14 protein-coding genes are annotated in these 13,485 nt (G+C 71.9%); 7 read left to right on the plus strand and 7 right to left on the minus strand.

Annotated features, from left to right (window positions below):
* Window positions 1-218: 218 nt before the first annotated feature.
* The gene (locus LVO85_RS00555) at window positions 219-1,904 is read right to left on the minus strand and encodes a ribonuclease J (RefSeq protein ID WP_232745426.1); all 1,686 of its coding nucleotides are present in this window, start codon (window positions 1,902-1,904) and stop codon (window positions 219-221) included.
* A gap of 212 nt (window positions 1,905-2,116) precedes the next feature.
* Between LVO85_RS00555 and LVO85_RS00560 the strand changes: the two genes are divergently transcribed.
* Both LVO85_RS00560 and LVO85_RS00565 read left to right on the plus strand, forming a co-directional pair.
* Window positions 2,117-2,938: a thymidylate synthase gene (locus tag LVO85_RS00560; protein ID WP_232745427.1), complete on the plus strand. Its 822-nt coding sequence runs from the start codon at window positions 2,117-2,119 to the stop codon at window positions 2,936-2,938.
* Window positions 2,935-3,867 (plus strand): dihydrofolate reductase, encoded by a 933-nt coding sequence (locus LVO85_RS00565; RefSeq protein ID WP_232745430.1) that lies wholly within the window; start codon window positions 2,935-2,937, stop codon window positions 3,865-3,867. The genes LVO85_RS00560 and LVO85_RS00565 overlap by 4 nt, the downstream gene beginning before the upstream one ends.
* Window positions 3,868-3,909: 42 nt before the next feature.
* Here the strand turns inward: LVO85_RS00565 and paaE are convergent, their stop codons facing one another.
* The 5 genes from paaE to paaA all read right to left on the minus strand — a co-directional run bounded on the left by paaE (window position 3,910) and on the right by paaA (window position 7,733).
* The gene (gene paaE, locus LVO85_RS00570) at window positions 3,910-5,034 is read right to left on the minus strand and encodes a 1,2-phenylacetyl-CoA epoxidase subunit PaaE (protein WP_232745433.1); all 1,125 of its coding nucleotides are present in this window, start codon (window positions 5,032-5,034) and stop codon (window positions 3,910-3,912) included.
* A gap of 62 nt (window positions 5,035-5,096) precedes the next feature.
* Entirely contained in the window at window positions 5,097-5,621 is a 525-nt protein-coding gene (gene paaD / locus LVO85_RS00575) for a 1,2-phenylacetyl-CoA epoxidase subunit PaaD (protein WP_232745436.1), read from the minus strand.
* Between the two features lie 5 nt (window positions 5,622-5,626).
* Window positions 5,627-6,406: a 1,2-phenylacetyl-CoA epoxidase subunit PaaC gene (paaC, locus tag LVO85_RS00580; RefSeq protein WP_232745437.1), complete on the minus strand. Its 780-nt coding sequence runs from the start codon at window positions 6,404-6,406 to the stop codon at window positions 5,627-5,629.
* On the minus strand, window positions 6,403-6,726 hold the full coding sequence (paaB, locus tag LVO85_RS00585; RefSeq protein ID WP_232745438.1) for a 1,2-phenylacetyl-CoA epoxidase subunit PaaB: 324 nt from the start codon (window positions 6,724-6,726) through the stop codon (window positions 6,403-6,405). The genes paaC and paaB overlap by 4 nt, the downstream gene beginning before the upstream one ends.
* Entirely contained in the window at window positions 6,723-7,733 is a 1,011-nt protein-coding gene (gene paaA, locus LVO85_RS00590; protein ID WP_232745440.1) for a 1,2-phenylacetyl-CoA epoxidase subunit PaaA, read from the minus strand. The genes paaB and paaA overlap by 4 nt, the downstream gene beginning before the upstream one ends.
* Before the next feature lie 125 nt (window positions 7,734-7,858).
* On the opposite strand from paaA, the gene LVO85_RS00595 reads away from it, so the two are divergent.
* The 5 genes from LVO85_RS00595 (at window position 7,859) to LVO85_RS00615 (ending at window position 10,884) form a co-directional block, all read left to right on the plus strand.
* The gene (locus LVO85_RS00595; RefSeq protein WP_232745442.1) at window positions 7,859-8,425 is read left to right on the plus strand and encodes a GNAT family N-acetyltransferase; all 567 of its coding nucleotides are present in this window, start codon (window positions 7,859-7,861) and stop codon (window positions 8,423-8,425) included.
* A complete protein-coding gene (locus LVO85_RS00600; RefSeq protein ID WP_232745444.1) occupies window positions 8,422-9,117 on the plus strand; it encodes an AzlC family ABC transporter permease in 696 nt (231 codons plus the stop codon). The genes LVO85_RS00595 and LVO85_RS00600 overlap by 4 nt, the downstream gene beginning before the upstream one ends.
* On the plus strand, window positions 9,114-9,425 hold the full coding sequence (locus LVO85_RS00605; RefSeq protein WP_232745445.1) for an AzlD domain-containing protein: 312 nt from the start codon (window positions 9,114-9,116) through the stop codon (window positions 9,423-9,425). Before LVO85_RS00600 ends, LVO85_RS00605 begins: the two co-directional genes overlap by 4 nt.
* A 2-nt stretch (window positions 9,426-9,427) precedes the next feature.
* Window positions 9,428-10,624 carry a heparan-alpha-glucosaminide N-acetyltransferase domain-containing protein gene (locus tag LVO85_RS00610; RefSeq protein ID WP_232745447.1) on the plus strand — a complete coding sequence of 399 codons (1,197 nt, stop codon included), beginning with the start codon at window positions 9,428-9,430 and terminating at the stop codon, window positions 10,622-10,624.
* Between the two features lie 107 nt (window positions 10,625-10,731).
* Window positions 10,732-10,884, plus strand: coding sequence for a hypothetical protein (locus LVO85_RS00615; RefSeq protein ID WP_232745449.1), 153 nt, complete (start codon window positions 10,732-10,734; stop codon window positions 10,882-10,884).
* 86 nt (window positions 10,885-10,970) lie between these two features.
* On the opposite strand, the gene LVO85_RS00620 is transcribed toward LVO85_RS00615, so the two are convergent.
* Window positions 10,971-13,451 (minus strand): polyribonucleotide nucleotidyltransferase, encoded by a 2,481-nt coding sequence (locus tag LVO85_RS00620; RefSeq protein WP_232745452.1) that lies wholly within the window; start codon window positions 13,449-13,451, stop codon window positions 10,971-10,973.
* Between the last annotated feature and the right edge of the window lie 34 nt (window positions 13,452-13,485).

A 13,485-nucleotide genomic window follows, 5' to 3' on the forward strand; every position in this document is an offset into this window, starting at 1 on the left:
CGCGCGGCGCGCGCTCCCCCGCCCCGGGCCGGCGAGGAGGACCTTCCCGACCGGCTGGCCGGGCGGGTGCTCCCCGGCTTCCCGCCGGAGCGGGCGCGTGAGGTCGTCGCAGTCTTGGCCACGGTGTCACGGTACGCGACATTCACTCGGGTATCACGCGTCACACGCGGCGGCAGCCCGCCGATCGGCTGCCGGAGGCCTGGATGCGGCCCGAGTGGTCAGGCGTCGATGACGATCGGGATGACCATCGGGCGGCGGCGCAGCTTGCCTCCGAGGAAGGACCCGACGGTGCGGCGGATCACCTGCTGCAGCTGGTGGGTGTCGTTGGCGCCGTTCTGCCGGGCCTCCTCGAGCGCCTGCTCCAGCCTGGGCAGCACCTGGGCGAAGATCGCCTCGTCCTCGGCGAAGCCGCGGGTCTGGATCTCCGGGCCGGCCGCGATCTTGCCGCTCGCGGTGTCGCGCACCACGATGATGGTCACGAAGCCCTCGTCGCGCAGGATGCGCCGGTCCTTGAGCAGGGTCTCCGTGGTGCCGCCCACGGAGGAGCCGTCCACGTAGACGTAGCCGCAGTCGATGGCGCCGGCGATCCGGGCGACCCCGTCCACCAGGTCGACCACGACCCCGTCCTCGGCCAGGATGACGCGCTCGCGGGGCACGCCGGTCTGGACGGCGAGGTCGCCGTTGGCCACCAGGTGGCGCCACTCGCCGTGCACCGGCATGACGTTGCCGGGCTGGACGATGTTGTAGACGTACAGCAGCTCGCCCGCGCTGGCGTGCCCGCCGACGTGGACCGTGGCGTTGCCCTTGTGGACCACGTTGGCGCCCAGGCGGGTGAGACCGTTGATGACCCGGTAGACGGCGTTCTCGTTGCCGGGGATGAGCGAGGAGGCCAGCAGGACGGTGTCGTCCTGGCCGACCTCGATCTTGTGGTCGCGGTTGGCCATCCGGGACAGAGCGGCCATCGGCTCGCCCTGGGAGCCGGTGCTGATCAGCACCTGCTCGTCGTCGGGCAGCTGGGTCAGCTTGCCCAGGTCCACCAGCACCCCGTCGGGGACGTGGAGGTAGCCCAGCTCGGTGGCGATGCCCATGTTGCGGATCATCGACCTGCCCACCATCGCGACCTTGCGTCCGGACGACTCGGCCGCGTCCAGCACCTGCTGCACCCGGTGGATGTGCGAGGAGAAGCAGGCGACGATGATGCGCCGTCGGGCCTGCTGGAACACCCGCTCGATCGCCGGGCTGAGGGCGCGCTCGGCCATCGTGAAGCCCGGGATGTCGGCGTTGGTCGAGTCGACGAGGAAGAGGTCGACGCCCTGCTCGCCGGCCCGGGCGAAGGCGCGCAGGTCGGTGATGCGGTCGTCGAGAGGCACCTGGTCGAGCTTGAAGTCACCGGTGTGCAGGATGGTGCCGCCCGTCGTGCGGATCAGCACGGCGAGGGCGTCCGGGATCGAGTGGTTGACGGCGATGAACTCGCACTCGAAGGGCCCGAGCTGCTCCACGTCACCCTCGATGACCGCCAGCGTGAAGGGCTTGATCCGGTGCTCCTTGAGCTTGGCCTCGATGAGGGCCAGGGTCAGGGTCGAGCCGACGATCGGGATGTCCTGCCTGAGCCGCAGCAGGAAGGGCACCGCGCCGATGTGGTCCTCGTGCCCGTGCGTGAGGACGATCGCGACCACGTCGTCCATCCGGTCCTCGATGTAGGAGAAGTCCGGGAGGATGAGGTCGACGCCGGGGTGGTTCTCCTCGGGGAAGAGCAGGCCGCAGTCCACGATCAGCAGCTTGCCTGCGTGCTCGAAGACGGTCATGTTGCGGCCGATCTCGCCGAGACCACCCAGGGCGACGACGCGCACTCCCCCGTCCGGGATCGGGCCGGGTTCGGTGAGTTCAGGATGTGGGTGGCTCATGGGCCTCACCCTACCGAGGAGCGCGGGTGTCCCCGACACCTCGCGCGTCGGGCGGGGACGGACACCGGGCCCGGACATGAGAACGCGCCGTCACTCGCTCGGGGGGTCCGAGTGACGGCGCGATCACCAGTTACATCGAGCGCACCCCCGGAAGCGTTACAGGATCTCGACGTGACCTGCGTCACACTGCCGCACGGCATACGATGCTCGCTATGCGCCAGTACCTCGACCTGCTCCAGCGCGTGCGTGACGAGGGGGTGCGCAAGGACGACCGCACCGGCACGGGCACGCTGTCGGTGTTCGGTCACCAGATGCGCTTCGACCTGGAGGCGGGCTTCCCCGCCCTGACCACCAAGCGGCTGCACCTGCGCTCCATCGTCGGCGAGCTGCTGTGGTTCCTGCGCGGCGACACCAACGTCGGCTGGCTGCACGAGCGCGGCATCACCATCTGGGACGAGTGGGCCGACGAGCACGGCGACCTGGGCCCGATCTACGGCCACCAGTGGCGCTCCTGGCCCACACCGGACGGCGGCACGGTCGACCAGCTGGCGGCCGTCATCGCCTCGATCCGCAGCAACCCCGACTCCCGGCGCCACATCGTCTCCGCGTGGAACGTCGCCGAGGTCGGCAGGATGGCCCTGCCGCCGTGCCACACCCTGTTCCAGTTCTACGTGGCTCCCCGGCACGGTGACTCCCCGGACGCGCCGCCGCGCCTGTCCTGCCAGCTCTACCAGCGCAGTGCCGACGTGTTCCTGGGGGTGCCCTTCAACATCGCCTCCTACGCCCTGCTCACGCACATGGTGGCGCAGGTGACCGGGCTGCGGGTCGGCGACTTCGTGCACACGCTCGGCGACGCCCACCTCTACCTCAACCATCTCGAGCAGACCGAGCTGCAGCTCGGCCGTGAGCCCGGCCGGCTGCCGACCCTGTGGCTCAACCCGGAGGTCACCGAGATCGACGCCTTCGACCTGGCCGATGTCGAGGTGCGCGACTACGTCGCCGCCCCCGGCATCAAGGCACCCATCGCCGTATGACGCAGGCCCGGCACGCGCTCGTCCCGTCCGCCTACCTGTTCCTCGTCCGTGGTGGCCCCGAGGGGCCGGAGGTGCTGCTCCAGCTGCGCCGGGGCACGCACTACATGGACGGCTGGTGGGCCTGCGGCGCCGCCGGCCACGTGGAGCCGGGTGAGTCCGTGCTCGACGCAGCGGTGCGGGAGGCACGGGAGGAGCTGGGCATCGGGGTCGAGGTCGCCGACCTGGAGCCGGTCGCCACCCTGCAGCGGACGTGCGCCCTGCCGGACCCGGTGGAGCAGCGGGTGGACCTGTTCTTCCGCCTGCAGCGGTGGAGCGGGGTGCCACGCGTGGCCGAGCCGCACAAGAACGCCGAGCTGCGCTGGTGGGCACTCTCCGCCCTGCCCGACCGGGTCGTGCCGCACGAGCAGCAGGCGCTCGACGTGCTCGCCCGCGGGATGCTCGGCGCGGTGCTCACCCGCGGGTTCGGCCAGCAGCTCACCCTCGTGGCCGCGGTCGGGCGCAACGGTGTCATCGGGGACGGCAGCGCCATGCCGTGGCACCTGCCCGAGGACCTCCGGCACTTCCGACGGACCACCCTCGGCGGGGTGATGCTCATGGGCCGCGGCACCTGGGACTCGATCGGCCGGGCGCTGCCGGGCCGCCGCACCATCGTGCTGACCCGTGACCCGCACTGGTCCGCGGAGGGCGCCGAGGTGGCCGGCTCGCTGGCCGAGGCCCTGCTGGTCGCCGGGGACCACGAGGTGTTCGTGGTCGGCGGCGGTGAGGTCTACCGGCAGACGATCGAGCACGCCTCCCGGCTGGTGGTCACCGAGGTCGACCGCTCGCCCGAGGGCTCCGTCCACTTCCCCCGGATCGACGAGACCCGCTGGCGCGAGAGCGCCCGCGAGCCACAGCAGGGTTTCGCCTTCGTCACCTACGAGCGCCGCTGACTCTCCCCTGCGCCGGGGCGGCGGCGGTCTGCGAGAGCCCGCTCAGGCGTCGTAGTCGAGCGTGACGGTGTCGGTGACCGGGTGGGACTGGCACGCCAGCACCAGACCGGCGGCCACCTCCTCGGGCTCCAGGGCGTAGTTGCGGTCCATCGTCACCTCGCCGTCGACCAGGCGGGCCCGGCACGTGCCGCACACCCCGCCGGTGCAGCTGAACGGTGCGTCCGGCCGCTCCCGCAGGGTGGCCGACAGGATGGTCTCGGCCTTGGAGCGCATCGGCACCTGCGTCGTGCGACCGTCCAGGGTGATGGTCACGGTGGCGGCCGGACCGTCGGTCTGCTCGGCCGCCTCGTCGACGGGTGTCCGCGCCGGGCTGGCGGCATCCTCCACGTGGAACACCTCGTGATGGACGTGGTGCTCGTCCACCCCCCGCTCGGCGAGCACCTCCCGCACCGCCTCGACCATCCCGAACGGGCCGCAGAGATACCACTCGTCGACGTCGTCGACCGGCAGCATGGTGGCCAGGAACTGCTCGAACCGCGCCCGGTCGATGCGACCGTGGAAGAGCTCGACATCCTGCGCCTCGCGGGAGAGCACGTTGACCAGGGTGAACCGACCCGCATAGAGGTTCTTCAGCCCCATCAGCTCCTCGAGGAACATGATGGAGTCGGTGCGCCGGTTGCCGAAGACGAGCGTGGCACGCGACCCCGGCTCCTCCTCCAGCGCCGTGGTCAGCAGGGACAGCACGGGTGTGATGCCGGAGCCTGCCGCGACGGCCACGTGGTGGCGGGTCGCCCGGGGGTCGGTCGCACAGGTGAACCCGCCCATGGGCGTCATCACCGAGACCGTGTCGCCGACGGCCACGTGGTCGTTGAGCCAGGCGCTCATGACACCGCCGGGGACACGCGCCGTGGCGACCCGCACCTCGCCGCGCCGGCGTGACTCCGCCCGGGACATGCAGATGGAGTAGGAGCGGCGCACGTCCTCACCGTCGATCTCGGCGCGCAGGGTCAGGTGCTGGCCCGGCTCGAAGTCGAAGTCCGCCCGCAGCTCCTCGGGCACGGCGAAGGTGAGGGCCACGGCCTGCTCGGTCAGCCGCTCGACGGCCGTGACCTGCAGGTCGTGGAACACGGCCCGTCGTCGGGTCGGGCGGCTCAGGGTGACGCTCACGCGTGGTCTCCTTGGGGGCGACAGGACTGGACAGGCGGCCGGACCACCGGCACCGGCCCGGGTCAGATGGGCTTGAACTCCTCGAAGGGCTCGCGGCAGGACAGGCACCTGCGCAGGGCCTTGCACGCCGTGGAGCCGAACCTGCTGGTCTCCTCGGTCCGGTCCGAGCCGCAGTGCGGGCAGCGGACCTGACGCACGCTGAGGTCGACCGGCACGGGGCCGGCCGGACGGCCGGAGTGGGCCGCGGTGCCGGTCGGGGGCGCGATCCCGAAGCGCCGCAGCGACTCCTTGCCGGACTCGCTCATCCAGTCGGTGGTCCACGCCGGGGCGAGCCGGGTGACGACCTCGGCCCGCACCCCGTGCCGCCGGGCCGTGACCTCGATGGCGTCGGCGATCGCCCGCATGGCGGGGCACCCGCTGTAGGTCGGCGTGATGGTGACCACCGCCCGGTCGCCCTCCACCGAGAGCTCACGCACGATGCCCAGGTCGTCGATGGTGATGACCGGGATCTCCGGGTCGGGGATCGCGCGGATCGCCTGCTCCAGCGACTGCTCCGCACGGTCGCCGACCATGCCCCCCTGGCTCATCACGGTCACCAGGCAGCGCCGGGATGGCTGCGGTGGATGTGCTGCATCTCTGCGAGCAGGTAGCCCAGCGCCTCGGAGTGGATGCCGCGCCGGCCGTCGCGGGCGTGCCAGCGCGCAGGCTCGGGCTCCTCCAGGGTGGCCTGCGCGAGCACGGAGGCGACGTACTCGTGCACCTCGTCCTCGACCGAGGAGGGCAGCACACCGATGCCCCGCTCCGCGGCCCAGACGGACGCCTCGTCGTCGCTGGTCAGCTCGGCCACGTAGGGCGCGACCCGCTGCAGCGCGGCGGCCATGCGCTCGTGCGACTCCGGGGTGCCGTCACCGAGGCGCACCACCCACTGGGCGGCGTGGTCGCGGTGGTAGGCCACCTCCTTGACGGCCTTGCCGGCCACCCCGGCGAGCACCTCGTCGGCGGAGTCGACCAGCCGGACGTAGAGCGCCAGCTGGTAGCTCGCGAACCACAGCATCCGCGCCATCTCGTCGGCGAAGTCGCCCCGAGGCTGCTCCACGAGCTGGACGTTGCGGAACGACCGCTCGTCGCGCAGGTAGGCCAGGGCGTCCTCGTCGCGGCCCCGGCCCTCGAGCTCCCCGGCGTGGGTGAGCAGCGACCGCGCCTGGCCCAGCAGGTCCAGGCCCACGTTGCCCAGTGCCATGTCCTCCTCGATCTGCGGGGCACGGGTCAGCCACTCCCCGAGCCGGTGGGAGTAGACCAGCGCGTCGTCCCCCAGGCCCAGCACGTAGGCGGTGTGCAGCAGCGTGGTGTCGGTGGTCGTGGGTGTGCTCACAGGTACTCCACGTCCTCGGGCACGTCGTAGAACGTCGGGTGCCGGTAGACCTTGTCGGCCGCGGGGTCGAAGAAGGAGTCGCGCTCGGTGGGGCTGCTGGCGGTGATGTCGTCGGAGCGCACGACCCACAGCGACACACCCTCCTGACGCCGCGTGTAGAGGTCACGGGCGTTGCGCAGCGCCATCGTGGCGTCGGGCGCGTGGACCGAGCCGGCATGGACGTGGGAGAGCCCGCGCTTGGCCCGGACGAAGACCTCGAAGAGCGGCCACCCCTGGGCGTTGGCGCCGGGGGCGTGCGCTGCGGTGGTGTCGTCGCTCATGCGACCGCCCCCCGGACCTCGCCCGCTGCGTGCTTGGCGGCATACGCCGCTGCTGCCTCCCGCACCCAGGCGCCGTCCTCGTGGGCGGCCCGACGGTGCTCGACCCGCTGGCTGTTGCAGGGGCCGTCACCCTTGAGCACCCTCCAGAACTCGTCCCAGTCGATGGGTCCGATGTCGTAGTGTCCGCGCTCCTCGTTCCAGCGCAGGTCGGGGTCGGGCAGGGTCAGACCGAGCTTGTCGGCCTGCGGCACGGTCATGTCGACGAACTTCTGACGCAGGTCGTCGTTGCTGAACCGCTTGATGCCCCACGCCATGTTCTGCGCCGTGTGGCCCTGGGTGGCGGCCTCCCCCGAGTCCGGCGGGCCGAACATCATGAGGGCCGGCCACCACCAGCGGTCTGCGGCGTCCTGCGCCATCGCACGCTGCTCGTCGGTGCCACGCGCGAGGGTCCACAGGATCTCGAAGCCCTGGCGCTGGTGGAACGACTCCTCCTTGCACACGCGGATCATCGCGCGGGCGTACGGCCCGTAGGAGCACCGGCACAGCGGCACCTGGTTCATGATGGCCGCGCCGTCGACCAGCCAGCCGATCGCCCCGACGTCGGCCCAGGTGAGCGTCGGGTAGTTGAAGATCGAGGAGTACTTCTGGCGGCCGTTGTGCAGCTTGTCCAGCAGCTCCGCGCGGTCGACGCCCAGCGTCTCCGCGGCGGAGTAGAGGTAGAGCCCGTGACCTGCCTCGTCCTGCACCTTGGCCATGAGGATCGCCTTGCGGCGCAGGCTGGGCGCGCGGGTGATCCAGTTGCCCTCCGGCTGCATCCCGATGATCTCCGAGTGCGCGTGCTGCGCGATCTGCCGGATCAGGGTCGAGCGGTAGCCCTCGGGCATGGCGTCCCGTGGCTCGATGCGCTGGTCGTCCGCGATGAGGCCGTCGAAGTACTCCTGCACTGCCGAGGTGTAGTCCTCGGTCTCGGCGGCGTTGAGCGGCTCTCCGAAGTCGTTGCCGTACATACCCACCAGTATGCCGCACGAACGGGCTTCCTGTTACATCCCGTCGTCGTGTGACGCCGCAACGTCACAGCACACCGGCACACGGCGCGGCGCAGACGGCGATGACCGGGTGGAACACTGGCGGGGTGAGCCATCCGCATACCCACAGCCCCGGCCCGGTCGCCGACGCGAGCGTGCGCACCGCCCGGGCCACCGACGCACCCGCCATCGGCCTGGTCCAGGCGACGGTGTTCCGCGAGACGTATGCCGACGTGCTGCCCGAGGCGGTGCTCGACCAGCTCGAGGGGCCCCGGTTCGCCTCGGTGTGGCGCCAGTCGCTGGAACACCCACCCACCCCGGCCCACCGGGCGCTGGTGGCCTGTGCCGGCGACCAAGTCGTCGGTCTGGCCGCCCTCGGGCCCGCCGACCCCGGGGAGGCGGGCCTGCCGGAGGGCGCCGGCGAGCTCCTCGTCCTGGGCGTGCACCCCGACGCGCGCCGCCAGGGCCACGGCTCCCGGCTGCTCAACGCCACGGCCGACACCCTTCGCGCCCATGACCACCGGGCCGTGGTCGCGTGGGTCCCCGCCGGGGACGAGGCCACCCGAGCCTTCCTGGGCACCGGTGGCCTGCAGCCCGACGGAGCCTGGCGGGAGCGGGTCGTCGGTCCCGCCGGTGAGACCCTGCGGGAGATCCGCGTGGTGGCCGACCTGTGAGCGAGCGTGCCCGGTTCGCCGACCTGCAGGGGCCGGCGCTGCGGCAGGGCCTCGCCGTCGGCCTGGCGACCGGCGCCTACGGCATCAGCTGCGGTGCGCTCGGCGTCGCGGCGGGCCTGTCGGTCTGGCAGACGGTGCTCACCTCCCTCCTGCTCTTCAGCGGCGGCTCGCAGTTCGCCTTCTTCGGCGTCATCGGTGCGGGTGGGTCCCCCGTCGCCGCCGTGGCCACGTCGACCCTGCTCGGCGTCCGCAACGCCTTCTACGGCCTGCAGATGGTGCGGGTGCTGGACGTGCCGCGCTTCGTGCGCCCGCTGGCCGCGCACCTGACCATCGACGAGTCCACCGCGGTCGCGATCGGGCAGCGGGACCTGCGCCAGGCGCGCATCGGGTTCTGGGTCACCGGACTGACGGTCTTCGCGCTCTGGAACCTCACGACCCTCGTCGGAGCACTGGCCGGTGACGCCCTCGGCGACCCGCGGGCCTACGGTCTCGACGCGGCGGCGGCCGCCGCGTTCGTGGCGCTGCTGTGGCCCCGGCTGCGCGGCCGTGAGCCCCTTGCCACCGCCGCGCTCGCCGTCGTGCTCACGGTGGTGGTCGCCCCCGTCGCTCCCGCCGGGGTGCCGGTGCTGGTGGCCGGGCTCGCAGCCCTGGCCGTGGGCCTTCCCCGGCCGGCGGGGCGGGCCGTCGCATGACGCTGTGGGTGGCGGTGCTGCTGGCCTGCGTGCTCGCCTTCCTGCTGAAGCTCTCGGGCTACCTGGTGCCCGAGCAGGTCCTGGCCAGGCCCTGGGTCCAGCGCGTCACACCCCTGCTGCCCGTCGCCCTGCTCTCCTCGCTCGTCGTGACCCAGGCCCTCCTGGACGGCAGCGGCACCCTCACGCTCGACGCCCGTGCCGCGGGCGTCGTCGTGGCCGTGGTCGCCCTGGTGCTGCGGGCGCCGTTCCTGCTCGTGGTGGTGCTGGCCGCCGTGACGGCGGCGCTGGTCCGCCTGATGGCAGGCTGACGATGCGCGCACCGGCCCCCGGGCGCATCGTCGGCGTCGACGTCGCGCGCGCCCTGGCCCTGCTGGGCATGGTCGTCGCCCACACGGTGCTCGTGCGCGACGCCACGGCCCCCGGAGGCGTCGACCCGTGGTTCCAGCTGGTCGCGGGCAGGTCGGCGGCCCTCTTCGCCGTGCTGGCCGGCGTCTCGATCGCCCTGACGACCCGCGAGGCCCCGTCGGCGGCACCCTCCGTCCTGTCGGCACACCGCCGCCGGATCGCCGTGCGCGCGCTGCTCATCGCGGTGGTCGGGCTGGCGCTGGGGAGCCTGCCCTCCGGGGTGGCGGTCATCCTCACCTACTACGGCGTGCTGTTCCTGCTCTCGCTGCCGGTGCTGCGGTGGTCCTGCCGACGGCTGGCACTGCTGGCCCTCGGCTGGGGCCTGCTCAGCCCGGTGGCGAGCCTGGCCGTCCGCCCCTGGCTGCCCGCGCCGTCCTACCAGGTGCCCAACCCGCTGTCACTCACCGACCCTGTCGGGCTCGTGCTCGAGCTCGTGGTCACCGGCTACTACCCCGTCCTCACGTGGGGCACGTACCTCTTCGTCGGTCTGGCGCTGGGCCGGGCAGAGCTGCGCAGCACCCGTCTGGCCGCGAGCCTCACGGCGGGTGGAGCACTGCTGGCAGCGGCAGCTCTCGGAGTGTCCGCGGCGGTGACGCGCTCCCCCGGTGTGCGCCGCGCGCTGGTCGAGTCCTCCGGTGCGTCCGGCTGGCCGGCCCTCGACACCAACCTGCGGGAGGGCCTGTACGGCACCCACCCCACCGAGCCGCTGTGGTGGCTGCTGGTCTGGTCACCGCACAGCGGGAGCATCGTCGACCTCGCCCACACGAGCGGCACGGCGCTGCTGCTGCTCGGAGGCTGCCTGGCCCTGGCTGGGGCACTCGGAGGCTGGGGCCGCAGCGTCCTGTGGACCGTGTCCGGCGCCGGGACCATGACGCTGACGCTCTACGTCCTGCACGTGGCCGTGCTCTCCCTGCCCGACACGGTGCCGCTCAGCGACTCGACCGTCGCACATGTGCTCGGGGTCCTGGGGCTGGGTGCTCTCTTCGTGGCTGCCGGAGCCCGAGGGCCCGTCGAGGTGGTCGTCTCCCAGCTCTCCGCGGGGTCCGCCGCAGGGCCTGCCCCCCGGCGACCCCCTCCAGGGCGCCCCGCCCGCCGGGGGTGACGGCCGCGGCGCGCTCCACCGACACTCCGGGCGCAGGACAGCACCTCTCCTGTGCGGACACCGTGTTGTAACCTACGTGAACAGAAGGTGAACAGGAGGTGTACGTCATGCTCCAGCAGCGCCCGATCTCACGACCGAGCCCCGTCCTCACCTGGGTGCCGGTCACGGACATCCACGGACACGTGCACATGGAGATGCGGTGGCACGTGCCTGAGGCGTCCCGTCAGCTCGCGGTCCGCACACCGCGCACGGCCGCCTGAGGTCACCCGACCCACGCACCACCCGCACGCACAGGTGGGCGGCACGGTCCCAGGACCGTGCCGCCCACCTGTGGTGATGCCTGGGGTCAGGCGTCCGAGCCCTCACCACTGCCGGTGTCGGAGCCCTCACCCGCGCTGCCGCGGCCACGCCCGCCACGACGGCGACGGTTGCGGCGCGGACGGTCGCCCGACTCACCCTGCTCGCCGGCGTCGTCACCGGTGTCGGCGTCGGTGCCGGTCTCGGTGGCCGGCTCGGCCGCGGGCGCAGCCGGCTCGGTCACGGTGACCGGCTCGGCGACCGGGGCCGCGGGGGCCTCGGCGACCGGGGCCTCGGCTGCCGGCGCAGCCTCCTCGGCCACCACGGCGGCCAGGGAGAGCTTGCCGCGCGGGTCGATCTCCTTGAGCTCGACCTGCACCTTCTGGCCGATCGACATGACGTCCTCGACCGCGTCGATGCGCTTGCCGCCCACCAGCTTGCGGATCTCGGAGATGTGCAGCAGGCCGTCCTTGCCCGGCAGCAGCGAGATGAACGCGCCGAAGGTCGTGGTCTTGACCACGGTGCCCAGGAAGCGCTCGCCGATCTCCGGCATCTGCGGGTTGGCGATCGCGTTGACCGCCGCACGCGCGGCCTCGGCCGAGGGGCCGTCGGTGGCGCCGATGTAGACGGTGCCGTCGTCCTCGATCGAGATGTCGGCGCCGGTGTCCTCCTGGATCTGGTTGATCATCTTGCCCTTCGGGCCGATGACCTCACCGATCTTGTCCACCGGGACCTTGACGCTGATGACGCGGGGCGCGTAGGGGCTCATCTCGTCGGGGGCGTCGATGGCCTCGGTCATGACGTCGAGGATGTGCATCCGCGCGTCGTGCGCCTGGGTCAGCGCGCTGCCGAGCACGGAGGCGGGGATGCCGTCGAGCTTGGTGTCGAGCTGGATGGCCGTGACGAACTCGCGCGTGCCGGCGACCTTGAAGTCCATGTCACCGAACGCGTCCTCGGCCCCGAGGATGTCGGTGAGCGCGGCATACTCCGTCTCACCGTCCACAGTGTCGGAGATGAGGCCCATCGCGATACCCGCGACCGGAGCGCGCAGCGGCACACCCGCGTTGTAGAGCGACATCGTCGACGCGCAGACCGACCCCATCGAGGTCGACCCGTTGGAGCCGAGGGCCTCGGAGACCTGACGGATCGCGTAGGGGAACTCCTCACGCGTCGGCAGCACCGACATGAGGGCACGCTCGGCGAGCGCACCGTGACCGATCTCGCGACGCTTGGGCGACCCGACGCGACCGGTCTCACCGGTGCTGTAGGGCGGGAAGTTGTAGTTGTGCATGTAGCGCTTGCGGCTCACCGGCGACAGCGTGTCCAGCATCTGCTCCATGCGCAGCATGTTGAGCGTGGTGACACCCATGATCTGGGTCTCGCCGCGCTCGAAGATCGCCGACCCGTGCGCACGCGGGATGACCTCGACCTCGGCCGAGAGGGCCCGGATGTCGGCCAGACCGCGGCCGTCGATGCGCACCTTGTCGCGCAGGATGCGCTCACGGATGACCTTCTTCTGCACCGAGCGGTAGGCCGCGGACAGCTCCTTGTCGCGGCCGGCGAAGGGCGCGTCGTCGGTGCCGGCGAGGGAGGCCTTCATCGCTGCCTTGATCTCGTCGATGCGCTCCTCGCGCTCGGCCTTGCCGGCGATCTGCAGCGCCGCGGTGAGGTCCGCGGACACGGCGGACTCCACGGCCGCGTAGGCGTCGTCCTCGTAGTCGAGGAAGCGCGGGAACTCCTGGGCCGGCGCGGCCGCGTTGGCGGCGAGGTCGGCCTGGGCCCGGCACAGCTCGGCGATGAACGTCTTGGAGGCCTCGAGGCCCTGGGCGACGACCTCCTCGGTGGGAGCCTGCTTGCCCTGGTTCTTGACCAGGTCCCAGGTGGCCTCGGTGGACTCGGCCTCGACCATCATGATCGCGACGTCGGGGTTGCCGTCACCGTCGCGGTCCTCGGAGATGAGCCGGCCCGCCACGACCATGTCGAAGGTGGAGCGGGCGCCGTCACTGAAGTTGGGGAAGGCCACCCACTGGCCGTCGATCAGCGAGACCCGCACTGCACCGATCGGTCCGTTGAACGGGAGACCGGAGATCTGGGTGGACGCGGACGCGGCGTTGATCGCCACGACGTCGTACTGGTGGTCGGGGTTGAGCGACAGCACCGTGATGACGACCTGGACCTCGTTGCGCAGGCCCTTGGCGAAGGTCGGGCGGAGCGGACGGTCGGTCAGCCGGCAGGTGAGGATGGCCTCGGTCGAGGGGCGACCCTCACGGCGGAAGAAGCTGCCGGGGATCTTGCCCGCGGCATACATGCGCTCCTCGACGTCCACCGTCAGCGGGAAGAAGTCCAGGTGCTCCTTGGGCTGCTTGCTCGCGGTCGTCGTGGACAGGAGCATGGTGTCCTCGTCCAGGTATGCGGTGACGGCGCCACCGGCCTGGCGGGCGAGACGCCCGGTCTCGAACCGGACGGTGCGGGTGCCGAAGCTGCCGTTGTCGATCGTGGCTTCGGCGAACGTGATCTCTGGACCCTCCATCGGGTCCTCCTTTTCTCTCATCTCTGCGCGCGGG

This window comes from Ornithinimicrobium sediminis (genome assembly GCF_021272345.1).
Taxonomy (GTDB): Bacteria; Actinomycetota; Actinomycetes; order Actinomycetales; family Dermatophilaceae; genus Ornithinicoccus; species Ornithinicoccus sediminis_B.